The sequence below is a fragment of the Tepidibacter mesophilus genome (genome assembly GCF_002724055.1).
In the GTDB taxonomy this organism is placed as follows: Bacteria; Bacillota; Clostridia; order Peptostreptococcales; family Peptostreptococcaceae; genus Tepidibacter_A; species Tepidibacter_A mesophilus.
Genome location: NZ_BDQY01000008.1, coordinates 15,706 through 40,913, shown reverse-complemented (window position 1 = coordinate 40,913; position 25,208 = coordinate 15,706). Strand labels below are relative to the sequence as shown.

Annotated in this window: 28 protein-coding genes; 20 read left to right on the top strand and 8 right to left on the bottom strand. The window is 28.6% G+C overall.

Annotated features, from left to right (window positions below):
- Positions 1-71 precede the first annotated feature (71 nt).
- Complete coding sequence (locus Tmeso_RS07055) at positions 72-869, top strand: MBL fold metallo-hydrolase (protein ID WP_099189631.1); 798 nt, start codon at positions 72-74, stop codon at positions 867-869.
- 12 nt (positions 870-881) lie between these two features.
- Positions 882-1,961 carry a serine protease HtrA gene (htrA, locus tag Tmeso_RS07050; protein WP_099189629.1) on the top strand — a complete coding sequence of 360 codons (1,080 nt, stop codon included), beginning with the start codon at positions 882-884 and terminating at the stop codon, positions 1,959-1,961.
- 207 nt (positions 1,962-2,168) lie between these two features.
- Here htrA and Tmeso_RS07045 read toward each other — a convergent pair whose 3' ends face one another.
- Positions 2,169-2,894 carry a DUF421 domain-containing protein gene (locus Tmeso_RS07045; RefSeq protein WP_099189628.1) on the bottom strand — a complete coding sequence of 242 codons (726 nt, stop codon included), beginning with the start codon at positions 2,892-2,894 and terminating at the stop codon, positions 2,169-2,171.
- 198 nt (positions 2,895-3,092) lie between these two features.
- Here Tmeso_RS07045 and Tmeso_RS07040 point away from each other — a divergent pair, with 198 nt between their 5' ends.
- The 4 genes from Tmeso_RS07040 to Tmeso_RS17145 all read left to right on the top strand — a co-directional run bounded on the left by Tmeso_RS07040 (position 3,093) and on the right by Tmeso_RS17145 (position 5,374).
- Positions 3,093-3,635, top strand: a complete 543-nt coding sequence (locus Tmeso_RS07040) for a tetratricopeptide repeat protein (protein ID WP_099189626.1) — start codon at positions 3,093-3,095, stop codon at positions 3,633-3,635.
- Between the two features lie 246 nt (positions 3,636-3,881).
- Positions 3,882-4,361 (top strand): 23S rRNA (pseudouridine(1915)-N(3))-methyltransferase RlmH, encoded by a 480-nt coding sequence (gene rlmH / locus Tmeso_RS07035; RefSeq protein ID WP_099189624.1) that lies wholly within the window; start codon positions 3,882-3,884, stop codon positions 4,359-4,361.
- Positions 4,362-4,579: 218 nt separating this feature from the next.
- A complete protein-coding gene (locus Tmeso_RS07030; protein ID WP_099189622.1) occupies positions 4,580-5,185 on the top strand; it encodes a lactate utilization protein in 606 nt (201 codons plus the stop codon).
- Between the two features lie 36 nt (positions 5,186-5,221).
- Positions 5,222-5,374, top strand: coding sequence for a MazG nucleotide pyrophosphohydrolase domain-containing protein (locus Tmeso_RS17145; RefSeq protein ID WP_145993138.1), 153 nt, complete (start codon positions 5,222-5,224; stop codon positions 5,372-5,374).
- A 329-nt stretch (positions 5,375-5,703) separates the two neighbouring features.
- On the opposite strand, the gene Tmeso_RS07025 is transcribed toward Tmeso_RS17145, so the two are convergent.
- From Tmeso_RS07025 to Tmeso_RS07010, 3 genes are all read right to left on the bottom strand, one after another.
- A complete protein-coding gene (locus Tmeso_RS07025; RefSeq protein ID WP_099189620.1) occupies positions 5,704-6,333 on the bottom strand; it encodes a class I SAM-dependent methyltransferase in 630 nt (209 codons plus the stop codon).
- Positions 6,334-6,507: 174 nt separating this feature from the next.
- The gene (locus tag Tmeso_RS07020) at positions 6,508-6,888 is read right to left on the bottom strand and encodes an RrF2 family transcriptional regulator (protein ID WP_099189618.1); all 381 of its coding nucleotides are present in this window, start codon (positions 6,886-6,888) and stop codon (positions 6,508-6,510) included.
- A gap of 675 nt (positions 6,889-7,563) precedes the next feature.
- Positions 7,564-7,899, bottom strand: a complete 336-nt coding sequence (locus Tmeso_RS07010) for a winged helix-turn-helix transcriptional regulator (protein ID WP_151170555.1) — start codon at positions 7,897-7,899, stop codon at positions 7,564-7,566.
- 149 nt (positions 7,900-8,048) lie between these two features.
- Between Tmeso_RS07010 and Tmeso_RS07005 the strand changes: the two genes are divergently transcribed.
- The 3 genes from Tmeso_RS07005 to Tmeso_RS06995 all read left to right on the top strand — a co-directional run bounded on the left by Tmeso_RS07005 (position 8,049) and on the right by Tmeso_RS06995 (position 10,525).
- Positions 8,049-8,384: a nuclear transport factor 2 family protein gene (locus Tmeso_RS07005; RefSeq protein ID WP_099189615.1), complete on the top strand. Its 336-nt coding sequence runs from the start codon at positions 8,049-8,051 to the stop codon at positions 8,382-8,384.
- 108 nt (positions 8,385-8,492) lie between these two features.
- Entirely contained in the window at positions 8,493-9,080 is a 588-nt protein-coding gene (locus tag Tmeso_RS07000; RefSeq protein WP_099189613.1) for an amidohydrolase family protein, read from the top strand.
- Positions 9,081-9,424: 344 nt separating this feature from the next.
- Complete coding sequence (locus tag Tmeso_RS06995) at positions 9,425-10,525, top strand: hypothetical protein (RefSeq protein WP_099189611.1); 1,101 nt, start codon at positions 9,425-9,427, stop codon at positions 10,523-10,525.
- 197 nt (positions 10,526-10,722) lie between these two features.
- Here Tmeso_RS06995 and Tmeso_RS06990 read toward each other — a convergent pair whose 3' ends face one another.
- The gene (locus Tmeso_RS06990; RefSeq protein ID WP_099189609.1) at positions 10,723-12,945 is read right to left on the bottom strand and encodes a J domain-containing protein; all 2,223 of its coding nucleotides are present in this window, start codon (positions 12,943-12,945) and stop codon (positions 10,723-10,725) included.
- A gap of 2 nt (positions 12,946-12,947) precedes the next feature.
- Positions 12,948-14,627, bottom strand: coding sequence for a molecular chaperone HscC (locus Tmeso_RS06985; RefSeq protein WP_330400320.1), 1,680 nt, complete (start codon positions 14,625-14,627; stop codon positions 12,948-12,950).
- Positions 14,628-15,053: 426 nt separating this feature from the next.
- Here Tmeso_RS06985 and Tmeso_RS06980 point away from each other — a divergent pair, with 426 nt between their 5' ends.
- The 8 genes from Tmeso_RS06980 (at position 15,054) to Tmeso_RS06945 (ending at position 21,529) form a co-directional block, all read left to right on the top strand.
- Positions 15,054-15,596 carry an RNA polymerase sigma factor gene (locus Tmeso_RS06980; protein ID WP_099189605.1) on the top strand — a complete coding sequence of 181 codons (543 nt, stop codon included), beginning with the start codon at positions 15,054-15,056 and terminating at the stop codon, positions 15,594-15,596.
- 57 nt (positions 15,597-15,653) lie between these two features.
- A complete protein-coding gene (locus tag Tmeso_RS06975) occupies positions 15,654-16,517 on the top strand; it encodes a hypothetical protein (protein WP_099189603.1) in 864 nt (287 codons plus the stop codon).
- Positions 16,518-16,901: 384 nt separating this feature from the next.
- Positions 16,902-17,648, top strand: coding sequence for a tRNA pseudouridine(38-40) synthase TruA (gene truA, locus Tmeso_RS06970; protein ID WP_099189601.1), 747 nt, complete (start codon positions 16,902-16,904; stop codon positions 17,646-17,648).
- Between the two features lie 340 nt (positions 17,649-17,988).
- Positions 17,989-18,255, top strand: coding sequence for a YuzF family protein (locus Tmeso_RS06965; RefSeq protein ID WP_207653833.1), 267 nt, complete (start codon positions 17,989-17,991; stop codon positions 18,253-18,255).
- A 274-nt stretch (positions 18,256-18,529) separates the two neighbouring features.
- Entirely contained in the window at positions 18,530-19,288 is a 759-nt protein-coding gene (locus Tmeso_RS06960) for a nitroreductase family protein (RefSeq protein WP_099189599.1), read from the top strand.
- Between the two features lie 177 nt (positions 19,289-19,465).
- Positions 19,466-19,711 carry a histidine kinase N-terminal 7TM domain-containing protein gene (locus Tmeso_RS06955; RefSeq protein WP_099189596.1) on the top strand — a complete coding sequence of 82 codons (246 nt, stop codon included), beginning with the start codon at positions 19,466-19,468 and terminating at the stop codon, positions 19,709-19,711.
- A gap of 134 nt (positions 19,712-19,845) precedes the next feature.
- Positions 19,846-21,054: a histidine kinase N-terminal 7TM domain-containing diguanylate cyclase gene (locus tag Tmeso_RS06950; protein WP_099189593.1), complete on the top strand. Its 1,209-nt coding sequence runs from the start codon at positions 19,846-19,848 to the stop codon at positions 21,052-21,054.
- A 130-nt stretch (positions 21,055-21,184) separates the two neighbouring features.
- A complete protein-coding gene (locus tag Tmeso_RS06945) occupies positions 21,185-21,529 on the top strand; it encodes a zinc ribbon domain-containing protein YjdM (RefSeq protein ID WP_099189591.1) in 345 nt (114 codons plus the stop codon).
- A 74-nt stretch (positions 21,530-21,603) separates the two neighbouring features.
- On the opposite strand, the gene Tmeso_RS06940 is transcribed toward Tmeso_RS06945, so the two are convergent.
- On the bottom strand, positions 21,604-22,293 hold the full coding sequence (locus Tmeso_RS06940; protein WP_099189590.1) for a Crp/Fnr family transcriptional regulator: 690 nt from the start codon (positions 22,291-22,293) through the stop codon (positions 21,604-21,606).
- 94 nt (positions 22,294-22,387) lie between these two features.
- On the opposite strand from Tmeso_RS06940, the gene Tmeso_RS06935 reads away from it, so the two are divergent.
- The 3 genes from Tmeso_RS06935 to Tmeso_RS06925 all read left to right on the top strand — a co-directional run bounded on the left by Tmeso_RS06935 (position 22,388) and on the right by Tmeso_RS06925 (position 24,061).
- Positions 22,388-22,810, top strand: coding sequence for a DMT family transporter (locus Tmeso_RS06935; protein ID WP_099189588.1), 423 nt, complete (start codon positions 22,388-22,390; stop codon positions 22,808-22,810).
- An 11-nt stretch (positions 22,811-22,821) separates the two neighbouring features.
- Positions 22,822-23,277: a DMT family transporter gene (locus Tmeso_RS06930; RefSeq protein ID WP_099189586.1), complete on the top strand. Its 456-nt coding sequence runs from the start codon at positions 22,822-22,824 to the stop codon at positions 23,275-23,277.
- Positions 23,278-23,371: 94 nt separating this feature from the next.
- Complete coding sequence (locus tag Tmeso_RS06925) at positions 23,372-24,061, top strand: YjjG family noncanonical pyrimidine nucleotidase (RefSeq protein WP_099189584.1); 690 nt, start codon at positions 23,372-23,374, stop codon at positions 24,059-24,061.
- Between the two features lie 105 nt (positions 24,062-24,166).
- Here Tmeso_RS06925 and Tmeso_RS06920 read toward each other — a convergent pair whose 3' ends face one another.
- Positions 24,167-25,051, bottom strand: coding sequence for a LysR family transcriptional regulator (locus Tmeso_RS06920; RefSeq protein WP_099189582.1), 885 nt, complete (start codon positions 25,049-25,051; stop codon positions 24,167-24,169).
- Between the last annotated feature and the right edge of the window lie 157 nt (positions 25,052-25,208).

Below are 25,208 nucleotides of genomic sequence, written 5' to 3'. Positions count from 1 at the left end.
TAAGACTTTTTTATATTTCCATAAATATTAATGATATAATATATTTTAAAATAATAAATTGGAGGTTAAAGATGAGTTTTAATTATGCTTCAGTAGCTAGTGGCAGTTGTGGCAATTGTCATTACGTAGAGTATAAAGATACTAAAATTTTAATAGATGCAGGTGTTAGTGGTAAGAAAATCGAAGAAAATTTAAGAAAATTAGACAAAAACCTTGAAAATACTTCAGGAATACTGATTACTCACGAGCATACGGATCATATAAAAGGTGCGGGAATTTTGTCTAGAAGATATAATATACCTATATATGCAAATAAAAATACTTGGGACTGTATGATAGACAAACTCGGAAAGTTAAAAGAAGATAATGTTAAATTTTTTGATAATGATATTCCTTTTATTATTGGGGATATTAGTATAAAGGCATTTTCTATTCATCATGATGCAGCTGACCCTGTTGGTTATACTTTAGACAATGGAAATACTACTAAGATAAGTGTAGCTACAGATTTAGGTCATGTATGTGAGAATATAAAGAATAATTTATTTGAGTCAAAGTTAGTAGTTCTTGAGTCTAACCATGATGTAGAGATGTTAAAGATGGGTTCATATCCTTATTATCTTAAACAAAGGGTAATGTCTAATAAAGGACATTTATCTAATGAAGATGCGGGTAAGTTTTGCGTGGAACTTGTAAAGAGAGGAACGCAAAGGATATTACTTGCCCATTTAAGCAAAGAAAATAATTTTCCCGAACTTGCATTTGAAACAGTAAAAAGTGTTTTAAAAGAAAAAAACATATCAATAGGAAAGAATCTAGAGCTTGAGGTCTTAAGGAGAGGTACAATATCAAATTTATATGCAGTGTAAGGAGTGATTTAGGTGAAACGAGGAGGACATTTTATAACAGGTTTGATAGGCGCTATTATAGGAAGTTTGCTTACTTTATATATAGCTCCAAACTTTATATTTGATGATATTAAAACTAACAATGAATCACAAAATACTACTCAAATAGTAGCAAATTCAAGTAAAGAGGAAAGTGTATATAAGGCAGTAGCCAAAAAAGCTATGCCATCTGTTGTAGGTATAACTACAGTAACTGTTCAAAAAGACCGTTTTTTTGGAATAGAAAGACAGTCAAGTGGAGTAGGAACAGGTGTTATTGTAGATGAAAGAGGTTATGTGCTTACTAATTCTCATGTTATAGGAGATGGTAATGCAAAAGAGGTTAATGTACTTTTTTATGATGGAAGTAATGATAAGGCAGAGGTTCTTTGGAATGATTCAACTCTAGATTTAGCGATAATAAAAGTCAATAAAAAAGGACTTCCGGTAGCAGAACTAGGGAATAGTGATCAGGTAGAAGTTGGAGATATAGCAATAGCTATAGGTAATCCTCTTGGACTTGAATTTGAAAGAAGTTTAACTCAAGGTGTTATAAGTGGATTAAATAGAAGTATTAGGGTGAATGAGTATGAGTCTGTAGACGATATGATTCAAACTGATGCATCTATAAACCCTGGTAATAGTGGAGGACCACTTTTGAATTCTAAAGGACAGGTTATAGGTATAAATACAGCTAAGATTCAAACTGGAGAGGGATTAGGCTTCTCTATACCTATAAATACTGCAAAACCTATAGTAGATCAATTTATAGAAAAAGGTGAGTTTAAGCGAGTTTCTCTTGGAATAAAAGCTGTAGATGCTAAGTATTTTGAAGATAGAATGGGCGAAGAATTAGCTGCAGATCAAGGTGTATATGTATATCAAATAATGATGGATTCCTCAGCATCAAAGGCAGGAATGGAAGCAGGAGATGTAATAGTTAAAATAGGGAAAACTGATATAAAGACAATGGGTAATCTAACTAGGGAGCTTTATAAGCATAGACCAGGTGATGTTGTTGATGTTATGGTTAATAGAGGTGGAAAAGAAAAAGTATTAAAGGTAACTTTTTAGTAAGTAATGCTTGGATATTTATATCCAAGTATTATTTTTTTACTTACTAGGAAATTATAAAATTTTTAATCGGTGGATAACATTGATAAAAGTACTACAGCATCAACTATTTTGAGCAACGGAGCCCGTAGGACTCGTTGGCGACATGAGCTATGCGGGAGCATAAAGCGAATTTTTTTATAGTAGATAAGTAGTATAAGTTAGAAATTAGTTTTTTATAGGTGGAATTATTATACCAATATCATTTTTTAAAGAAATATGTAGTTGAAGATTAGAATTCAAAGAGGCAAAAAAAATATCTTTTATATCATTGATTCCTTGTAGAGATAACTGCTGGTATAACCATGTTTCATTCAAATTGAACTTTTTCAATACATTTGAATAAATTGTTCCTTCCATGATAATAGGAAAAGCAATAGAAGATGACTTTTTTGTAACTCCTATATCTTCCAAAGTTGCGAAGTGTTTTTCAGATTTTCTTAAAACGCTTAAAGAACCATTGGATTCTATAATTGCTGTCTCAACATCACTAATATCAAAGATATCTTTTTCTCTAAGCATATTAAGTATATTATCAATAGAATAGAGATCTTTTTTTAGGTTTTTATTAATAAATTTCCCATCTTGAATAACAACAGTTGGCTCAAATGTTATTAACTTTCCAAATTTACGATTAGAAATTTTGAAATTCGCTACTATACGTTGAAGAATTCCAATAGCAATTATTGCTACAATAGTAGGAAGCTGTTTAACATTATGATCTGCAATATCTGCCCCCGTAACTGATCCTAAAGTGATGATAATTAAATAATCAAATACTGGCAATTCACCTATTGATCGTTTACCCATGAAGATTGTAATAAACAATAATATAGGTAATATAGTAATTATTCTTACTAGAACAGTTAGAATTTCTTTTGTTATTTCAGTCATTTTATACTCTCCTTTTAATTATAATATTATAATATGATGGTTTCCAAAACTTAGCCTTTAAATACATTGGCAAATAGAAGTTTCTTGAGATGTGGTGATATAAGTTAGTACATAGCAACTAAAAAATAAAATATGTATTTTGAAAAAAAATAGGTTTTAGGATAATATATTAATAGATTGTATTTAGGAGGGATATATATGAAACGAGTTATAATAAATAGACTTACATACCTGGTACTTATAGTCATTGGAGTTTTCTTAGCTATTAACGATATGTACTATATCATAGCAATACCTGTTATAATGTGGTTGTTAGTTGAGAGAGTATATTGGAAAACTTTCTATGATGGAAAGAAGATGCTTTATAAGAAGCAGTTTAAGAGTGCTGCTGGAAGCTTCGAGGCTTTTTTAAAGGAGTTGGAGGAAAAGCCATGGCTTAACAACCTTAGAATGTTCAATATAGGAATATATACTCACAACTTACAAGCTCAGTGCTATAACAATATAGGAATATGCTATTTAGAATCAAAGTCCTATAAAAAGGCTACTAATTACTTTAACAAAGCCATAGAACTAGATGATTTGTTTTGTATACCTTATTATAATTTAGCAATAATAAAACTTATACATGACAATGAATTAGAGGCTAGAGATTATTTATTAGAGTCTATTAGAAAAGGATATAATAAGATAAAATTTGAGCAACTTAAGGGATATGTAATGATGAAATACAAGATGTAGAAGGTATAAAAACAGGTCTATAAAAATAACGTTAATGCAATAGATATTTTGAAGAAACTAAGTTTTCATCTTATGAATAATACTAAAGTTTCTAAACTCGCTATGCTCAAACAACGAAACTTTTTAACGTATTATTAAACGATAAAAGCGAAGTTTCTTAGACAAAATATCTAAAAGCAATCACTAACATTTACATAGACCTGTTTTTGTGAATAGAATTAAGTTATTTAAAGAAAGGATTTAAAGATGAATATAAAAATAGTTACTGTAGGAAAAATTAAGGAAAAATATTTAAAGCTTGGAATAGATGAGTTTACTAAGAGGTTATCTAAGTACTGTAAATTAGATATAGTTGAACTTAGCGATGAGAAGGCTCCTGAAAATTTAAGTGAAAAAGAGATGGATATGATAAAGGATAAAGAGGGAAAGAAAATATTGTCCCATGTAAAGGATACTACTTATGCTATAGCACTTGCTATTGATGGAAAGAATCTATCTTCAGAGGACTTGGCTGATAAATTAAATAGCCTTAGTATAATGGGAAAGAGCAATGTGACATTTATAATAGGAGGATCATTAGGTCTTTCTGATGAAGTGTTAAAGAGAGCTGATTTTAAACTTTCATTTTCAAAAATGACGTTTCCTCACCAGCTTATGAGGCTTATACTTCTTGAGCAGGTTTATAGAAGTTTTAGGATAATTAAGGGTGAACCGTATCATAAATGACTGTGGTTTTCTCTAGAATTAAGTGATACCAATATGTATAGTCTAAGTAACATGTTAAAAAGAATTCAGAATCATTTTTGCTTAATAGTATTGAAATTATATAATAAGTGTATCAATATATCTATATTCTTTCAATTAATAGGGGTTATATCAATAACTGTGTAGGATTATGATGAAAAATAAAATGATTTATATTTTGCTGTGGGAGGAATTTTTAAATGGATATTAAAAAAGTTATAGAATTACTAAAACTTAAAGGCTATACCGTTTCTTACTTTAAAAATATAGAAGAGGCCGCTGTATACTTAGATAATATAATAGATAATAAATCAGTTGGGTTTGGTGATTCAGCTACTTTACTGAGTATGGAATTATTTGAAAGACTTTCTTCTCATAATGAAGTTTTCGATCCACAACATTGCCAGATTGGTACCAACTTCATTGATACTGCAAAGAAATGTTTGACAACAGAAATATATATTACTTCAATAAATGCTCTGTCAGAAACAGGGGAGATAGTGAATATTGATGGTACTGGTAATCGTGTGGCTGGATCTATATTTGGCCATAAAAAGGTTTATTTTGTTACTGGAATTAATAAACTTGTTCCCACACTTGAAGATGCCATCTGGCGTGTTCGAAATATTGTAGCGCCTCAAAATGCTATGAGATTACAACTAAGAACACCTTGTGCTCAAAAGGGAAATCGCTGTTATGATTGTTCCAGTCCAGACCGGATTTGTAATGGCATGATCATCCACTTTAAAAAAATGAATGATATTGATATGGAAATTGTTTTAATTGATGAACAACTTGGGTTTTAATGCTTTAATTATACACAATTAAAAAAAGATAAATGAATAGATGCAAGGGTAGAGGTTAGAATAATTGACTTATTATCTGAAGTTGGGGATGTGCTATGTTCCCATTTTTGTATAACAAATGAAACTCATACTAACTTAGAAGAATCTATAAATTATGTACTTAATAAGTATGAACAAAGGTTTAACTAATAAGAGCAGTGATATAGGTTCTAGTAGATAAATTTCATTTGTGCAAAATAGGACTGTAAGGGAAAACAAGATACAGAATTGGGTTAAAAAAATATCAATAGATAGGGCTTAGCTTGTGACAAGTTTTTTTAATATATGTTATTGATAAAGAAACCGCAGTTACATCGATACGGTGAACCGTATCATAAGTAACGGAGGTTTATAGCCTTAGGTATTTATATAACTAGCCTAAGGCTATTTTTCATTTTATTATAGTATATTATTTTCTTACATGATTAATCTATCATAGGTTTTATATTCTATGATTTTATTTGAGAACTTTATCAGCTTTATATTTCTTTTCTACATTTTATCATTAAAAAGTTTACCGGAGGTTTATCTGGATTATCCTTATATATGTCATCAATTTCTACAAAATCTACAAGCCCGTAATTTCCAAACTCTTTCTCTATAGACTTAGAATCATAGAAAAACAGTTTTACCCCATACGCTGTTTCATAATAATTTTCAGCAAGCTTTGTGCCATTACCGTGCATTGGAGCTTTTTCCGAAACGGAGGTAAAAATCATATATCCACCTGGTTTTAATTGGTTATAGCAATCATTAATAAATTTTTTTCTTTCATCTTCATTTAACAAATGAATAAGCGAAAAGCTAGCTATACCATCATAAAGTTTATTTTCAAAAGGCATATCTGATACTGACCCATGATAAATTTTATTATTAATTCCATTTTGCGTTGCTATATTAATTGCTGTTTGAGAAATTTCAATTCCTGTAACTTCCATGTTATTATCAATAAATGGTTTTACATTTCTTCCATATCCAATACCTGGTATTAAGATATCCTTTAGATTATTTTCAGCAAAGTAATCTGCCACTATAATTGCAGTGCTTGATGGCTCAACCCCCCACATTGCTTGCTTTTCTGCAAAACTTTTTTCCCAAAATTCTGACATATAAACATCTCCTTTAAAATTTTTATAATTTTATTATTAACATAAATCTTAATTTAAAATAAATACTGTTAATAAGCTATTTATAACAGGAATATAATTATTTAAATCAAATACATTACAGACTGTACTTATCTATAATTAGAGTATAAAAACACCTATGAAATTAAGGTGTTTTTATATAATATCAAATAGTTTTTTATTTTTAAGATAAGTTTCCATTGCATTCTCCGCTTCTTCCATTGCTTCTTGGATTTTGCACGCGTGATTTTCATCCATTTCACAAGTAAACATAGGACTACTTCCTTCAGTTGCCTGAATTACATCAAAAAGTGAAATATCTTCTTTGTTTTTACGTAAAACATAACCACCATTTACACCGGGGGTTGATTGAATTATATTAGCTTTTACTAACTGTGTTAAAATCTTTGACAAATAACTGGGCGAAATATTTAAATGGCTTGCCAAAGGATGCAAACTTAAATTATCTCTTTTATCATACTTAACCATATATGCAACTATATGTAATGCATAATTAGTAGCTTTGGTATATTTCATACTAATCCTCCATGTATCATTAATCAGACATTACAGACTGTATTTATCTATAATATACCCGTTTATACTTTTAGTCAATACTTATTAATGATTAAGTAACTTTTATTTTGTTTTAGGGCCATTGGATTTTAACCAAGATATTAACAAAATGATGCTAATCTTTGCAGGATGGGGCATCCTTTTGTTTGCTTTTGATTTCAATATCAAGACAAATTAACTTTATTGAAATCTTTAAATAATGAATAAAAAGATTATGTTTTAAAGTTAATCTAATTATATAGATAGCAACAAAGCTTTTCATAATCAACTCTAGCATATCCAATACCACCACTTAACTACGATGATATGTCACCAATAGTTTCAGGGAGATAAAACATTCAAAGCCTCCGCAGTCATACTACGGATTTCAAAATATTACTCTAGAACTATGCCATATTTGTGTAGAATGCATACAGAATAATAAAATGGAAAAACCTCATTTAGAGTGGTTACGGTGAACCATACCATAAGTAACGGCGGTTTTTGAATTAGCAAGATATTAGAAACAAAGTAAGTTGTTTTAGAAAATACAGCAGTAAATGAATCGGCAATAATGTATACTCAAATACAAATTTAGAATAGAAGATAAAGAGTTCATCAGATAATCTTTGCCAAAAACTAAAGATTATTTAAATATCATTTATTATTGATAGAATCCATATAATCCACACCCCATTTTCTAAGTTCCATTAAAACAGGTAATAATTTTTTACCAATTGGGGTTAAAGAATATTCAACTTTTGGAGGAACTACCTTATACACCTCTCTATGAATAAGCCCATCTTGTTCAAGCTCTCGTAATTGCTTTGTAAGATAGGCTTGTCTTACCTGACGCATATCCTTTTGCAACTGATTAAATCTTTTTACTTCGCTTTTTAAATGCCATATGATTAATATTTTCCATTTTCCAGAGATTAAATTTTGAGCAAGGGTAGTGGGACAATTATGTGTAGTTAATAGTTTTTCTCGCATTCTTATATTTACCTCCATAGTATGTTTTTTGATACTATATATCATAAATGTTTGTACTTGTATAAAACATAAATTAATTATATTATTTTACCATAAAACTATAGGAGAGCAATAGATATATTTAGTTTAATGAAAAGGAGTGGATTGGAATGAATTGCGAAAAAATAGTACAAAATCAATTAGACTTCTATAATGCACATAACTTAGAAGGTTTTATATCTACATATTCTGATGATATTACCATTTATAATTTAATCGATAATACTGTTATGCTTAAGGGAAAAGAAACATTAAAGGAAAAGTATTATGAAAGGTTTGAGGTTTTAAAAGTACATGCAGAACTTGTAAACCGTATTGTGATTGGAAACAAAGTAATTGACCATGAGCATGTAACTGGACTTATATCAGATGAAATAGTGAAAGCAGTTGCAATATATGAGATTGAAGATAGTCTTATTAAAAGAGTGTGGTTCCTTTTTGAATAAACAATGAGCATTAAAATGCATATTTAACTATAAAGGAGAAGATAGATAAATGAATAGAACATTATTCAGAGGAGCCACATTAATTAATGGAATTGGAAATTTTGAGGAATGAAAGTAATAGTAGAGGAAGCTCATAAGGCGGTCAGAAAAGTTGCAGTTCATGCTCAAGGCGAAATCGGAATAAGAGATGCAGTAATGGCAGGTGTAGATTCAATTGAACATGGAATATTTTTAACAGACGAGATAATTGATTTAATGATTGAAAGAGGAACTTTTTTAGTGCCAACACTTTCAGCATTACATTTTATAAAGCAAGCTGGTATTGAAGGTGGAGTTTTAAAGGATGTATTTGATAAAACAGAAAGAGTGTTAGAAAGTCATTGCAATAGTTTTGTTAAAGCATACAAAAGAGGCGGGAAAATTGCATGTGGAACAGATGCTGGAACACCTTGTAACATTCATGGAAAAACATCATATGAACTTAAATTAATGATTGAAAATGGAATGACTCCTATGGATGCAATTAAAACTACTACTTCAGAAGTTGCTATATTATTAGTAATAGAAAAAGAATATGGAAGTATTGAAGTTGGTAAAAAGGCAGATATATTAGTACTAAATGAAAATCCAATTGTAAATATAGAAACATTATTCAATGTGGAAAGTGTGTACAAGCTAGGTAAACTTGTAAAATGAAAGTGTATTTTAGCAAGACTGTATTGGGTTGAAAAGTTGAATTAGAAGTAAATGCCCCTTGTAAATTTAGGATTATAGAATATCTGTAAAACTAGTGGTATTGGTTAAAAAGAGACTAAATTTTAATGTTATAAAAAATCGTAGTTGTAGCAGGTACGGTGAGCCGTACCATAAATAAAGGTGTTTTTTTTGAATTGTTGATATAACTAGGATGATAAGCTTTTGCCTAATAAAACAGTAAGCCGTATTGTAGTTGGTATAGTAAACGGTTCAGATATTCGAGTCGGTGACGATGTATATATTATAGATACCAATGAAAAGAAAATTAATTAGGGGTGATTTGATTGAACGAAGTTTTATCCGATTATATTGAATGGTGTAAGGAGCCTTGCAAAGAAAATCAAGCTATACAAATTAAGAATCTTTATGAAAATGAAAGGTTTCAAAAATTATATAAATATACTGAGGAAAATCCTAATGTTGTAGCGGATGTATTAAAAATATTAGGTAGTTTTTTAAACAAAATGGATATATCAAAGGCATGTGCGACTGCCCATTTTTGTGGAGCATTAATTGAAAGTAATAATGTATTTGATATAGAAAATAATTTAATAGATTTATTTGAAAAAGTGATTAATTTAAGTGCAGAATGTATAACTAAAATGCCAGATATAAATAATGTAGATTGGAATATACTATTTAAAAACTTCCCAAATGAAGTTAAGGCTTATCATGGAAGTGAGCTATTAACACTTGCAATTATGGCTGTTATTACAAGAACTTCGGAAAGCCGTTATTATTTGAGAGAAAAGAAACTATATCAAAAATTAGAACTTTTAGAGCCATATATAAGATCTATAGTATATGTAACATTTGTACATGATGCTTGTTATGATTTTAAGGTATTATTATTAGCGCCAGAAACAAAAAAAGGTTTTTGGATGAAGGTTCATGACATTCATAACTGTTTTTATCTTTTTACATTATTAGAAGCAGAGTTATATAAAAAAGGCTGGCATAATGATTATGGACTTAAAGATTACATTTTTAATGAGGAAATTTATAATACTGCTATAGGGACTTTTTATCCTAAGAAAGTATATACAATAGAAGCTCATTGTTCTTATCAAACTTATCTTGCAATAAAAGGACAAGAAGAAAAATCAAATTTAAGAAACATGATCTTTGGAGAAATGCCTCCAGAGTATCTTCCAAAGCTTAAAGGATGTCCTATCATTGTTATGAAGGAAGATAACATAAAGGGACGTAGAAGCTGGGATAGTAATTTTTCTTCTAAATGCCATGATGGACTATCACCTCATATAGAAATTTTAGAGAAGCTCACAGAAAAAGAAGTAGAAGAATGGATAGATAGTTTATTAAATAAAGAACAAGAGAAAGGGATCATAAGTAAAATCCAAAAATTTATAAAATCTTTTAAATAAAATCAAATATTTTATTATATTAGTTACTTGAATTGGATATGGACTGCAGAATATTAGTCAAGTATCTAAGATACTCAAAAATAATGAAATAACATATGCAATATAAGTATAATAAATAAGCAAAATAAAAATAGGGTGTTGGTAGCACCCTATAGTATACAATTCAGTTGCTTTTTATATGCTAATAATTATTTCTTTTAATTTGGATTATATATAAAATGTGATTCAATCTCCACTGAATCAACATTTTGTCCCTTCTCAGTTGGTAAATGTATAACTTCTTCTACTGTAAATCTGTACGGGTAGCCTTCAATAGTATATTCCATATTACTATCTGCATTATTCATTGAAAAATTATTATCTATAAACATAATATTTTTCCCTTCAAGTTGGCCAACAAATGCTTTAGTATATGTTTTGTTCTTAGAATTCTTTTCATTAAGTTCTTCTTTTTTACGAAAATCGAATTTACCATTTTCATCAACATAAACGTAAATATTAAGAGGTATAATATTTTTTAAATATATATGATGTAACAATACAGAATTGCTTTCTTCAAGTTCCTTTAATGTCTTGACAACTTTAATCCTCGTACCATTATGTACCTCTAAAGACTCATTATGTTTTTTTAACCTTTCAACTTCTTTTTGGGAGCAATCTATATATATTCCGTGTTCCCCAAATTTGTAATTTTTATTTTGTGTTTTAATGTTTTCATAAGTGTTGCTATCAATTGCACATATAGCTCCTTCTAATTTATATTTAATCTTTTTATTCAGAGCATAGTTTTTATCCGCGAATAATATAAAACCCGTATCAAAAATTCCTACATATATCCTACTTTCAATCTTTTCCTGAAGCTTATTGTCCTCAATTTCTTTTTTTGATAGTATATTCTTACCGTTGAATTCCTCTGATATTTTAAAATACTTTGTTGGTTTCACCTCATCTAAATATAGCCTTACATTAATATAGTAGTCTACTTTACGCAAATCTTCCATAGTTCTTATTGTTTTAAAAACTGTCTCATCTTCATTAAGAAGTTCATTTTTATTATCATTTTGAAATTCTATACTTTTTTTAGTATCATTATTATTATCTGGTGATTGAAACATGAAAGATAATTTAAAGGCTATAACTGCTGCTATTAGGTAAATTATAATTAGTTTGAATCTTGCTTTTTCCATAGAAGCTTCTGTTCTTGGCTTTTGTTTTTTCTTCTTTATAACTTTTTTCTTCTTAATAGCCTTTTTCATCCTAGGGTTATACTTTCTTACTTTTAACGTCTTAACATTATTTCCTTCTAACTTTGCCTCTATATTGCTTAGATATTTTTTTATTACTCTATTATTAGGTTGAAGTTCTATAAGTCTTTTAAATCGTTCTCTCGCCTTTACTAAGTTGTCCGTAAAATAATAGCAGTATCCTATATTATTTAATGCTAATTCATTATCAGGAGCAGAAGCTAAATATGGTTCAATATATGGTAATGCTTCTGAATAACGCCCCATATTTGTTAAAATACTTCCAATAAACAAATTCATCCTTAAATCAAATGAATCTATTTTAAAAGCTAATTCAAAGAATTCCAATGATTTTTCTAAATCTCTAAACTGATAATAGAATTGTCCTAATATTTTCAATAATTCTTCATCATGATTAAATATTTTATAAGCCTCAAGTAATGATTCTTGAGCTTGGTAATAATCTCTAGTTTTTAATGCCTCACAACCTTGACTATATAATGATAAATATTTTTCAATAAAATTTGGATCTATTTCTTTTATATATTCATATTTAATTTGACCAATATTTTGTAGGATTTTAAGAACTTTTTCAACTGATTGTTCATCATATTTTTCATATAACATTCTTTCTTTATTAGTCCAATTAAAATGATAATTTAATATATACCATATATTTAGAGGCAAATCTTCATGATTTAATAAAAATTCAAATATATAATCTTCTATAATAAGTGAACTAGAGACATTCCAAACTACATTATTGTTTAATAATTTTTCCCATGCATTAATATCACTTTTTAAGGAATTATCATTATAAAGTTCATTTAGCCTATCTAAAAATTCTTCTATTTGTAGATTTACATCATTACTAGTGTGCTGGTCATAACTATTATTAATATTTTGATATTGTCTTTCAATGATTTTTTTATCTATATTTGCTTTATCTTCCACAATGCTTACTTCATCATTAATATTTTCAACTAAGCCAATATGCAAATCTTGTTGTTTATTATTCTTAACATATTTTATAGCTGTGTCGTATGTTTCCCTAAGCCTTTGATACCCTTCAGGATCATCTTCAGGATTGTATATTTTTAATAATTTTGCATAGGCTTTTTTTATAGTCTTTAAATCACTATCATATGGTATATCTAAAATTTCCCACCAATTCATAATTAATAATACTTCTCCAATTCATCTAATTTTTCAGAAAATAACTTTAAGTTTTTCTCTATAAGCTTAGGATCTTGGGTCAAAAGAATTCTTTCGAAATTATCCAATAAAGTTGCTATATATTCTCGTTTCGCACCAAGTGATTCTTCATATAATCTTTCTCCTCTAGCTAAAAACAACCTATTTTCAATTTTATCTCTTGGATGAATTTTTATATCTTTAAGCTCTAACATACGCTTTTTTATTTCTTCCTCTGACATTAAATTTTCGGAGTTTTGAATTATTAATGATTTCTTTTCTCCTGTACTTAGCAAAGTAGCTTCTACTTCTAATAACCCATTTATATCATATGTATACCTAAGATCTACCATTTGTTCTCCGGATTTTCCACGTGGTACTGAAATCTTTAATTCTCCAAGCTTTATATTATTTTCAACTCGTCTACTTTCACCTTGATATACTTTGATTACCATCTTGGTTTGATTATCCCTAATAGTTGCTAAGCTTTCAACTTTACTTATTGGTATTGGCGAATTTCTTTCAATTATAGGTAGAAAATATCCTGATTCGTAATTATCTTTACCTAAATTATTTACTATTTCCACTCCAAGAGTATATGGACATATATCTGTTAATACTAATTCTTTCAAATCAGAATTTCTTTCTTTTAGAGCTGCTTGTATTGCTGTCCCTAAGGCTACTGTCTCATCTGGATTTATATTAGAATATGGTAATTTATTAAACATTTTGCTAACTACGGATCTCACCAAAGGCATCCTTGAACTTCCGCCAATTAAGATAATTGTATCAATTTCTGCTGGTGATATGTCAGCATCTCTAAGAGCTCTTTCTACGGGATGACGTAACCTTAAAAATATATCTGAACATATTTTTGCAAATTTATTTCTATCGATTTCAGTTTCAAAAGATTCCTCGTTTATAGTTAAAATCATACTTGCTTTTTCTTGTTCTGATAATGCTTTTTTGCAAAGCTCAGCCTGTTTGCATAAAGCTGATAACGTCTTTTTATCTAATACATTAAAATCTAAATCATTTTCTTGTAGGAAATAATCAACAAGCAGTTTATTAAAATCTTCACCACCTAAATAATTGTCTCCAGCGATAGCTTTTACTTCCATTACACCTTCAAAAAGATCTAGTATTGATATATCAAAGGTTCCTCCACCTAAATCAAATACTAAGAACTGTGTGTCTTCATTTTCCTGATGAAGTCCATAGGCTATAGCAGATGCTGTTGGCTCACTAATTAACCTTTCAACCTTGAGCCCTGCAAGTTCACCTGCTCTTTTAGTCGCCTTTCGCTGAGCATCATTAAAATAAGCAGGAACACTGATAACTGCTTCTATAACTTCTTCACATATATATTTTTCTGCATCTTCTTTTAAAGATTTTAAGATAAATGAAGATAATTCTTCGGGTGTAAAGGTATAAGTTCCTAGATTAAACTTTTTCGATGATCCCATAAATCTTTTAAAGTTAGATACTGTTGATTCAGGATGAGTAATAAGTCTTTCTTTTGCTACATCTCCAATTAAAATTTCATTGTTCTCATCAACACTTATAATCGATGGTGTTAAATGTTTTTTTAGAACATTTGGTATAATTTGTGCTTGTCCATCTTTCCATATAGCAACTAAACTATTTGTTGTTCCTAAATCTATTCCAATAATAGCTATAATAATCTCCTCCTTAATGCTAATTAATCATATACGGTTAATTTGTTATATATCGAATAAAACTAGTTTATTATTTTTATTAAACAACATAATAAAATCTCCTTGTTAATTATTACGTGTCACCCTCATTTAAACACAAGGAGATTTTCTTTTTTTACATGCAAATATCTTATTATAAGTAACATAAATTATCTTAAATCTACTAAAACATATCACTTTTATTAAGTATAAATGTGTTTTTATTACAATTATAACATAATTATGCTAAAAAAAAGAAAACGATAAAAAGAGAATTTTATTGGGAGACTATCAATTTATAACTGTACTAATTAATAATACTAATCAAACTGTTATTAAATAAATGTTACAATTAGCAAATATGAACATAAACAAAATAGAGAGGGGTGAGCTATTCTGGATAAGCTTTTTATCACATTATGTGAAAGATATCATTCAAAAATTTTAAAATATCTCTATTATTCCATAGGAAATATAGAAGATGCTAAAGATCTTACTCAAGAAGTATTTGTTATCGTCTACAATCGTATAGAGGAATTGCAAAATCATGAAAATATAGGTGGATTCATTTATCAAACAGCAAAATTTTTAGGAGCTAATTTTAAAAGGAAAAATCTTAAAAAAACATTAAAGGAAACTTCCATTAATATAGAAATATCAAGTAAAGAAACAGACTTATATGAAAAACTCATAATGATTTATGACAGCAAGATTGATGAAAGTCAGTATGTAGATAACGTATTATTACTGCTTTCAAAAGAAAAGCAGCAACTTTATAAACTGTATTATGTTGAAAATAAAAGTTATAAAGAAATAGCTAAAATACTCAATATAAATGAAGCAAGCTTACGTATGAGGTATGTGCGATTAAGACGTGAAATAAAAAAAGTAACACATCATGTAGTTAAAGAAAAATTTGTTACAGATGAATACTAATGACATATATTAAGTGATTGGATATGAGCTCAATCTTAATCAAAAGGAGGATGTTTAATGAAAGAAAATTTAAAAAAGACTCCAGAATTTCAAACTATAAATAGTAAACTTGATGAGGCTATCGACCAAATGGATATATCAGAAGTTGAAAGACAACTTGAAAAACTATCGGAGGTAAAACCATTACCTTATGCAATAGAAGATAGTAAGATTTTCGCAAAAAGGATTATAAAGCAGAATAAGAAAGGACAAGGGTGTATGAGAAAGAACATAAAGAAATCAGGAATCGTAGCAGCTTGTTTAATGTTAACTATAGGTGTAACAGCAGTTTATGGAACAGGCATATTTAAAAACTTCAAATTTTATAATCAAAAAACAACAGTTGAAATAAGATCAAACCAAGATATAAGTGAAGAAGAGGCAAATAGGCTTGCAAAGGAAGCAGAAAAAGATTATGATTCTCCGTCCACACAAGGTACAACGGAGGAGGCTGAACTAAGAACATTCTCTAGCATAAAAGAGGTTGAAGAAACTATAGGTATAAAAGTTATTTTACCTTTGTATATCCCAAAAGATTTTCAAATGGAAAAAGATATAATGGTTCAGAACTCATTTAATAATAATCATAATATCTATATTAGCTATAAGTCAAATGCGAAAAATAATCGATCGCTGGATGTGACAATAGCAACACAAGATCAGCCTGAAGACAGCACAGTTGTAACAGTAACAGATGCAGTTCGTAAAGGGCAGTATACGACTCCATATGGTACTAAATATACAATATTAAAGGAAGAAGAAGGGATTATTGCTACGACCGATATTAACAATATATCGTATAATTTGATTTTCACGGGAGTTAATAAAGAAGAAATGCATAGAGTGATTAACAGTGCTGACCTAAGAGGTTATATTAAATAAATTATATATGAGACTACTTTATAACTGAGTTCAAAAACTTTGCGTATGAAGTAGTCTTTTTTTCAAAATCTTATAAAACAATATATGTTAATCGTATTAACGGCGTAAGGTGGTAAATTATTATAAGCAAAATACAAATTTAAAATAAAAAACCTATGTTGTAGTATGTACGGAGAACCGTATCACAAATAACTGAGTCTTCTTTGAAAACAAGCCAAATGAATGATTTTAACAAGGAGACTGTATAATTAGGTGAAATAAGTGATCTCTTTCTAAAGAGAGAAAATAGTATAAAGTATTTCTAATAATGAAATTTACATATATAAACCTATTTTAATCTATGATAAAATGTACTGATTGGTATTTAGAAAAAGGAGGATTCAAATGCAAAACTATAAGATGATGATAGCTTATGATGGTAGAAACTATATAGGGTATAATAAATCAAAAGGTAAATTAGAAAAGAGTATTCAAGGAAAGTTAGAATTAATATTATCAAAGCTTTATGAAGAAGAAGTAGAAGTTATTAGTGCAGTTAGTACTGATGCTGGGGTACATGCTAAAGGACAAATTGTTAATTTTACAGCACCAGATAGTCGCTTAAATGAAAAAGAAATCTTTGATTATTTCGAAAAATATTTAACTGATGATATTATTATATTATCAGTAGAAACTGCTGATGAAAGGTTTCATAGTAGATATTTAATGAAAAGCTTAACTTATGAGTATCGCTTATGGAAAAAAGATGCTCCTAATCGCCCTTTGTTTGAGAGACAATACGTTAACTTAATGAATCAAACAGTAGATGTAGATAAAATGAAAAAAGTTGCAAAGGACCTTGTAGGAGAACATGATTTCTTAGCTTTTACTACTAATAAGAAAACAAGAAAATCAAATAAAAAAATAGTTTCTCTTGATATAAGAGAAACTAAAAATGAAATTATTATTACTATGACAGCAAATGGATTTTTATTAAATATGGAAAGAGTAATAGTAGGTACACTGATTCAAGTGGGTCTTGGTCAATTACCTATAAATACAATTGAGAAAGCTTTTAAATCTAAGGATATGAATGATGTAGGTCATAAAGCTAGTGCAGGAGCACTTTGTTTATTAAGTGTTAAATACTAGTTCGTATAAAAATCATATGAAATATAACAATTAGAACTTGATATAATCAGGTTCTTTTTTTATTCGTTATATCATTTCAGATAGATTGGTAAATAGATAAAATTTAATAGATTACAGTTGAAATAAGATCAAACCAAGATATAAGTGACGAAGAGGCAAATAGGCTTGCAAAGGAAGCAGAAAAAGATTATGATTCTCCGTCCACACAACGTACAACAAAGGAGGCTGACCTAAGTGGTTCTATTAGCGACATACGAGACTACTTTAAAACGGTAACCCTACCTCTAATATAATCATAATATGTAATGAAGTAAAACTCCACAAATAGGAGGTATAAAAAATGTATTATCAGCCATATAGGAATCCAATGATGCAAAAACATAATATAATGACGACAAATTATACTACAGTAATAGATCCCTTTGTTATTGAAGCATTAAAAATGGTTATAGATCGTTCAGTAGTTATTGAGACCGTTAGAGGAAATTTGCAGGGAATATTAGTAGATGTGAAGCCTGATCATATTGTTGTAAAACCTCATGGTAATGACACAACTTTCTTTGTACGTATACAACAAATTGTCTATATTATGCCAGATATAGATTAAGAAAGTAAAAAATAAAATTATAATATTAAATTTTCTCAATTTATCATATTGTTGAGGATTGTTATGATGTGTGTATAGCAGAAGTCAAAAGGAACGTTTTTGACTTCTTTTCTCATTCTTAAAATAATGTAATCAGGTACAATCTTTGAAAGAAACAAGAGCGGTAAACTTATGTAATTGATATAATTTGAAGTAATTATTTTTATAACTAAGGCAATAATAATGGTATAATATGCTATCAATTTATTTAAATCCAAAATAAAGGAGATAAAAAATGAAACATAATGATTTTTACGATGTTATATTTAAAAGAAAGTCTGTTAGAAAATATGATTTAACACCAGTTGATGAAAAGACAATTGAAGATATTTCAACTTATATGAATACAGTAAAACCTATGTATGAAAATATTAAAATTGAAATGAAAATTGTGACACAGGAGTCTGTTAAAAGCTTACTTCCTATTAAAGCCCCTTATTATATTTTAGTATCATCTGAAAATAAAGAAGGATACCTAACAAATGCAGGTTTTATGATTCAACAAGTAGATTTATTTCTTTCGGCTAATGGAATAGGAAGTTGTTGGGTTGGGATGGCACAACCTAAGAAAGGAATAGTAAATGAATCTGAATTAGAATATGTAATTGCTTTAGCCTTTGGAAATCCAGCAGAGACCCTACATAGAAAAGACATATCACAATTTAAAAGAAAGAGTATTGAAGAAATTAGAGATACTAATGGAAAAGATCAACTTATAGAATTAGCTCGTCTTGCTCCATCTGCAACCAATAGCCAACCGTGGTTTTTTAGTATAGATAATTATAAAATCAATGTTTATTGTGTGAAATCAAATTTCATTAAAGCTATAATGTACAAGAAGATGAATCAAATTGATATGGGTATTGCAATCTGCCATTTATGGGTAGCTGCAAGACATTTTGAGAAAGACTTAAAATATACCTTTGATAAAGAAGAAGAAGAAAAATCACCATCAGGGTATTACTATATTACATCGTTAATTATAAATGAATAAAAGGCGGTTGCTTTGTTATCTTAAAAATTATATTACAAATAAAGAATATAGTTATAGCTATTACACTGAAACGTACTATAGATACAAATTTAACTAAATTTACAATAAAATAGTTAGAAAGTTTTGATATAATGGACTCAAATATTTCTTTAAAATGAGTCTAAAGGAGAATGATTGATGAACCAAGCTTTATTAAGTATTCTGCTAATTATGTCTTCAATATTTCTTAGCAATCTAGCTATTTATGCAATTAAAAGAAAAAAAATACCGGGAGCTTTTGCGTTTTCTATTATTTTAATGGCCATGACATTGCATTCTTTAGGTTATACGTTTGAGTTATTAAGTGATACTGTAGAAAAGATGTATTTTTGGGTAAGAATTGAATATATAGGAGTAGCTTTTTATCCTTTTCTTATTCTATAGGAAATTATATCATTTTTTGTTTTGTGGATAACTTATTGAGAAAGCTACACTTGCAACTATTTTTGAGCAACGGAGCCTGGAAGGATCGTTGGCGACATGAGTCACCGCGTTAGCGAGTAGACGAATTTTTTATTATGTTGTTTGCAAGTGAGTATACAGATGAGAGAAAACTGGCTAATAGATATGTATTGAGCTTGATGATTACGGTTAATACTGCAACTTTAGTTTTTGTAAGCACAAATTTTTATCACTTGCTTTATTATACTTCAGTTAGCATTGAGTCTTCATTAGGATTTAATGTTTTGAAATTGGAAAAAGGCATTTGGTATTCTGTTCAGGTGGCTGCATTATGCTTTTCACATATATACAGCATTGTGGTTTTTGTTGCAAAATCTCAAAGGTCAAAAGGAGACTATAGAAAAAGGGCTTTTTTTATGCTTATAGGAGTCACAATACCGGCGGTGGTTTTTATTGTTTATATTTTGGGATTGGGACCAGCATATATTGACTTACTGCCATTCTCATATATATTTATGGGTCTTTTAATTGGAGTTGGACTTTTTAGGTATGATATACTTTTTTTAACACCTATTACTCATGAAATGGTATTTAATGCTGTAGATGAAGCTGTTTTAGTTGTCGACAGGAAGGGTATGCTTATAAGTTTTAATAAAGCGTCAAAACAGTTTTTTCCATCTCTTGAAAACATAATGGCTGGAGAATCTATTCACTTGATTAGAGAATTGAATGATTATGATTTTGAGCTAAATAGAAGTAAGTACGAAATATATGACAAGATATACAGTTTCAAGGTTATAGAAATGAAAAGTAACAGAGGTAGAATTTATGTTGTAAATGATATAACAGAATCGGAACAGGCAAAAAAACAGCTTGAAATTCTAGCAACTACGGATAAGTTGACTGGGATTTATAATAGACGGTATTTTATGGAGAAAATTGAAAGCAATGTAATTGGCGGAGTTTTTGTAATAATCGATATTGACAATTTCAAGGAGATTAATGATAAATTTGGTCATGTTGAAGGTGATAAGGTACTGAGCTATTTTGGAGCTGAATTTAAATCTTTTTTTAAAGATCATATGGTATGTAGATATGGAGGAGAGGAGTTCGCCATGTTTATTCAGGATGATGATTTGAATAAGGTATTTATAAAGTTGGAGGCATTCAGGAAGAAGATAGCCGATAATGAACATGATTTAAACTTTACATTTTCGGCGGGTATGGCTAAATATGATATAGATAGGATATCGAATGCAATCATTGAAGCGGACAAAAAACTTTACGAGGCAAAGGAAAATGGGCGGAATCAAATTAGATATTAAAGGTTTGTCAATACTAGAAAACTATGATAGTATATAATCCGATAAGGAACTGATATATGTTTTTATAAAAAAGAAACTGAAAATAATGTTTATATATTAGAATTAACAATAATGAATGGAGGAATAAATAATGCTTAGTTTACCAAATTGCCCAAAATGTAATTCAGAATATACTTATGAAGATGGAAGTCTTCTTGTTTGTCCAGAATGTGCTCATGAATGGACTTTAGAATCAGAAAATGAAGATACAAAAGTTATTAAAGATTCAAATGGAAATATCTTAAACGATGGTGATTCTGTAACAGTAATCAGAGACCTTAAAGTAAAAGGAAGTTCATCAAGTATAAAGATAGGTACAAAAGTAAAAAATATACGTTTAATTCATGACCCATCTGATGGAGAGCATGATATCGAGTGTAAGATTGATGGTTTTGGAGCTATGAAATTAAAGTCTAGTGTTGTTAAAAAGGCGTAAATATATAAAATCCTACTTTTCCTTGATTCACAAGGAACGGTAGGCTTTTTTTATATGCGTTAACTTTTTTAGGATTAAAGTGATTTTATATAATCATTTTTAGATAATTCTAGAAGTGTATCCTTGTCTAATATATATACTGTTTTATTTTCACACTTTATAATTGACCTTGATTCAAGCTCTTTGAAAGTTCTATTTAAATGCCTATAAGTTGTTCCCAAGAATTGAGCAATTTCATTGAATGATGAACTTAAAATTATATAATTTTTATCAGTTATATACTCAACCAAATAGCTAGACAGTCTATTTATAAGGGGATAGGTAAGATTGTATGAACTATTATTTAAGGTTGCGTAAAGCTTTTCGCTTAAAGAATCTATTAGGTGGTGTAAAAATTTTGTATTGTGAAAATATTCGTTTTTGATTATATCTATCGGGATTGCTATCAAATATGAATCTTCTATTGCTTGGACGTTGCAGCATATAGGAATATTTTTTAAAAGTTCTATATCACCTAAAGTATTAAATGCATCATAAAACTTTAAAAGTATAGATTTACCGTTTTCTAAAAGGTAAGATACTGTTGTTTTTCCATCGACAATCAAATAGTAGTATTCAAGATTAAAGTCTGTATTTAATATATATTCCCCTTTTAGATAAAAATGAAGTTGCGCGTGTTTTAATAAATCTTCATTAAATATAGTTTCTAAATTATGCTTAGTAATATAATTGTTTAAAAGGTCATTATTTAAAATTTTTTTCATAAAACCTCCTAAAAATGACATATGTCATGTATCGATTAATATAAATAAGTTATCATATTTATAAATTATTGTAAAGCAAAGGAGGAAGTTATATATGTATAAAAACTTAGCTATTATAAATGGAGTTGTACTTGCTATAATGGTTTTTTTTAATGGTATGCTAGCTAATATAACAGGGCCTTATATGAGCACTTTAATATTTAATGTAATAGCATTTGTATTGATTATAACTATATCTATAATAAAGAAAAATAGACTTCCAAATATAAAGAAAGTACCGCTTATACTTTTGATACCAGGGATATTAGGTGTTATAACTATACTTTTAAACAATATAAGTATACCTCAAATAGGAATAACACTTGCTATAGGAGTGAGTTTATTTGGGCAACTTGTAATGTCTAGCTTGGTGGAGCATTTTGGATTATTTGGAATGCCAGTCAATAGAGTGAAGAAAGAAAAACTATTAGGATTTTTGATAATCTCACTTGGAATAATAGTTATGGTTATTATGTAAGGGGGAGTAAGATGAGATATATATTATTATCGTTTCTAGCTGGGATAACAATAGTTATAAATATGATGTTAAATGGAAATCTTGCTAAAAGGGAAGGCATGATAAATGGAGTTATTATAAATTATTTAATGGGTATAATATCTTCTATTATATTGTGTGGTATTATGATGGAGTCTATGCCATCTTTCTTGAATATAAAATCTATTCCACTACCGTATTTTATAGGAGGTTTTATAGGAGTTTTAACAACATATATGTCTAATATTATAGTTCCTAGAGTACCAGCGGTTTATATAGTTATACTTCGATTTATAGGACAAATACTTACAAGTGCTATTATAGATTATATATACTTAGATATTTTTTCTAAAGGAAAGATGATAGGTGGAGTCATATTTCTTATAGGGCTTATAATTAATGCAAAAGTTGATAACAAGTATGAACTAGGAAATCTTAAATTAACCTAGAATATTAAAACATGTTAAATTATTCAGAACGCGGAAATTTATAAAAATTTTTTATGTTACTATAAAAGGAATTAACTACATTAGGAGGATTACTATGAAGTACGAAATTATAATATTTGATGCAGATGAGACTTTATTTGATTTTAAGAAATCTGAGAGAGAGGCTCTTAAAAATACTATACTGGAATTTGATATAGAATATGATGAAAATCATCATTTGAAAGTATACAAAGAAATAAATGATGTTATATGGAAAGACCTTGAGAAGGGACTTATTACTCAAAAAAAGTTAAAAACTGAAAGATTCAAAAGGCTATCAGAAAAATTAAATGTTGAATTTGATGAATTTGAATTTGCTAAATCATATATGAAACATTTATCTTTAGGATCATTTTTATATGATAATAGTATAGACCTTGTAGAGAGCCTAAATAAACATTATAGACTTACTATAATAACCAATGGTCTTAAAGATGTTCAAGATAATAGAATAAGAAAATCTATTATAGCAAAATATTTTGAGGATATAGTAGTATCTGAGGAGGTTAAGGTGTCAAAGCCTGACTCCAAAATATTTGAACATGCTCTAAATAATATAAAATATACTGACAAAAGCAAGGTATTAATAGTAGGAGATAGTTTAACGTCTGATATACAGGGGGGGATAAATTTCGGTATAGATACGTGCTGGTTTAATCCTAATAAGGTTGAGAACAAAACAGGAATAAAACCTACTTATGAAATTTCTAATTTAATGGAGCTTAAAGATATACTTGAAAAATAGATGCTAACTTGAATTTAGCAGTGAATTTCATAAAATAAGGCTATTGAAAAATATCAATAGTCTTATTTATATAAATAACTATTCTTTATCAAAGTATTATAAGAATTATATTTTATTTAATGATTTCGCATAATCTCTAAATTTTTTTGTACTAACAGACATATAAGAATCCTTAGCCCATCCCATGTAAATGGTTTTATATCCAATGTTATCACTTATTTTTACAATAGAAAGAGTATTTGTATTAATAAATGGAGTATTGGGAACTATGGCAATACCAGCACCAGCAGTTACTAACCCTCCAAGCATACTAGCTTCGTTAGGGTGTATAGAAATCTTTGGAGCATAGTTTATGAATTCAGAATAAGAAAGCTTTTTATCTTTATTTCCTTCATAAAATACAATAAACGATTCATCTTTCAAGTCTTTTAAAGAGACCTCTGTCTCACTTGAAAGATGATGATTTTTGGGAACAATTAAAACATACTCCTCTTTCTTTACTGGGATGGACTCAATCTCAGGATGGTTATGAATATCAGCAATACTATCGTAAAAGCCTAAATTGATTTTGCCATGTTTTAAATCTCTTAATATTTCTTGTGTAGATTCATGATTAAATTGAAATTTTGTATCAGGGTAGCAGTTTAAAAAATCACTAATTATAAAAGGCATGAAATAGGTACCAATACAGTGGGTAGATGCAATTGAGATAATTGCTTCATCAGGATTTAACATATTTTTTAATTCATTGATCCCTTTTTCGATTTCTATTAGAGCTAGGTTAGTATGCTTTAAAAATACTTTGCCAAAAGAGGTGATCTCAATATTATTACGGCCATTTCTTTCAAATAAAGGTACATTCAATTCAGCCTCTAAGTTAGAGATAGCTTTACTTAAAGCTGGTTGAGTAACTGAAACTGAATCTGCTGCAGCAGTAAAATTTTTAGTTTCAGCTAGCTTTCTAAAATACTGTAATTGTTGTAAATTCATAACTGTCCTCCTTGTTGATTAAGTTATTTATAGCTTATTATATATAACTAAAAGTTATAATTGCATGAATAATATTAATTGGACTCGATTAATTATATGGTGATATAATCAGAATAAATAACAATTAAATTATACAATTAGATAAAATTATTATAAA

Excerpts from the sequence above, each read along its gene's own strand:
- Tmeso_RS07055 (WP_099189631.1), top strand. The coding sequence starts at position 72 with ATGAGTTTTAATTATGCTTCAGTAGCTAGTGGCAGTTGTGGCAATTGT.
- Tmeso_RS07045 (WP_099189628.1), bottom strand. The coding sequence starts at position 2,894 with ATGACTGAAATAACAAAAGAAATTCTAACTGTTCTAGTAAGAATAATT.
- Tmeso_RS07040 (WP_099189626.1), top strand. The coding sequence starts at position 3,093 with ATGAAACGAGTTATAATAAATAGACTTACATACCTGGTACTTATAGTC.
- rlmH (WP_099189624.1), top strand. The coding sequence starts at position 3,882 with ATGAATATAAAAATAGTTACTGTAGGAAAAATTAAGGAAAAATATTTA.
- Tmeso_RS07030 (WP_099189622.1), top strand. The coding sequence starts at position 4,580 with ATGGATATTAAAAAAGTTATAGAATTACTAAAACTTAAAGGCTATACC.
- Tmeso_RS07025 (WP_099189620.1), bottom strand. The coding sequence starts at position 6,333 with ATGTCAGAATTTTGGGAAAAAAGTTTTGCAGAAAAGCAAGCAATGTGG.
- Tmeso_RS07020 (WP_099189618.1), bottom strand. The coding sequence starts at position 6,888 with ATGAAATATACCAAAGCTACTAATTATGCATTACATATAGTTGCATAT.
- Tmeso_RS07010 (WP_151170555.1), bottom strand. The coding sequence starts at position 7,899 with ATGCGAGAAAAACTATTAACTACACATAATTGTCCCACTACCCTTGCT.
- Tmeso_RS07005 (WP_099189615.1), top strand. The coding sequence starts at position 8,049 with ATGAATTGCGAAAAAATAGTACAAAATCAATTAGACTTCTATAATGCA.
- Tmeso_RS07000 (WP_099189613.1), top strand. The coding sequence starts at position 8,493 with ATGAAAGTAATAGTAGAGGAAGCTCATAAGGCGGTCAGAAAAGTTGCA.
- Tmeso_RS06990 (WP_099189609.1), bottom strand. The coding sequence starts at position 12,945 with ATGAATTGGTGGGAAATTTTAGATATACCATATGATAGTGATTTAAAG.
- Tmeso_RS06975 (WP_099189603.1), top strand. The coding sequence starts at position 15,654 with ATGAAAGAAAATTTAAAAAAGACTCCAGAATTTCAAACTATAAATAGT.
- truA (WP_099189601.1), top strand. The coding sequence starts at position 16,902 with ATGCAAAACTATAAGATGATGATAGCTTATGATGGTAGAAACTATATA.
- Tmeso_RS06965 (WP_207653833.1), top strand. The coding sequence starts at position 17,989 with ATGTATTATCAGCCATATAGGAATCCAATGATGCAAAAACATAATATA.
- Tmeso_RS06960 (WP_099189599.1), top strand. The coding sequence starts at position 18,530 with ATGAAACATAATGATTTTTACGATGTTATATTTAAAAGAAAGTCTGTT.
- Tmeso_RS06955 (WP_099189596.1), top strand. The coding sequence starts at position 19,466 with ATGAACCAAGCTTTATTAAGTATTCTGCTAATTATGTCTTCAATATTT.
- Tmeso_RS06950 (WP_099189593.1), top strand. The coding sequence starts at position 19,846 with ATGTTGTTTGCAAGTGAGTATACAGATGAGAGAAAACTGGCTAATAGA.
- Tmeso_RS06945 (WP_099189591.1), top strand. The coding sequence starts at position 21,185 with ATGCTTAGTTTACCAAATTGCCCAAAATGTAATTCAGAATATACTTAT.
- Tmeso_RS06940 (WP_099189590.1), bottom strand. The coding sequence starts at position 22,293 with ATGAAAAAAATTTTAAATAATGACCTTTTAAACAATTATATTACTAAG.
- Tmeso_RS06935 (WP_099189588.1), top strand. The coding sequence starts at position 22,388 with ATGTATAAAAACTTAGCTATTATAAATGGAGTTGTACTTGCTATAATG.
- Tmeso_RS06930 (WP_099189586.1), top strand. The coding sequence starts at position 22,822 with ATGAGATATATATTATTATCGTTTCTAGCTGGGATAACAATAGTTATA.
- Tmeso_RS06925 (WP_099189584.1), top strand. The coding sequence starts at position 23,372 with ATGAAGTACGAAATTATAATATTTGATGCAGATGAGACTTTATTTGAT.
- Tmeso_RS06920 (WP_099189582.1), bottom strand. The coding sequence starts at position 25,051 with ATGAATTTACAACAATTACAGTATTTTAGAAAGCTAGCTGAAACTAAA.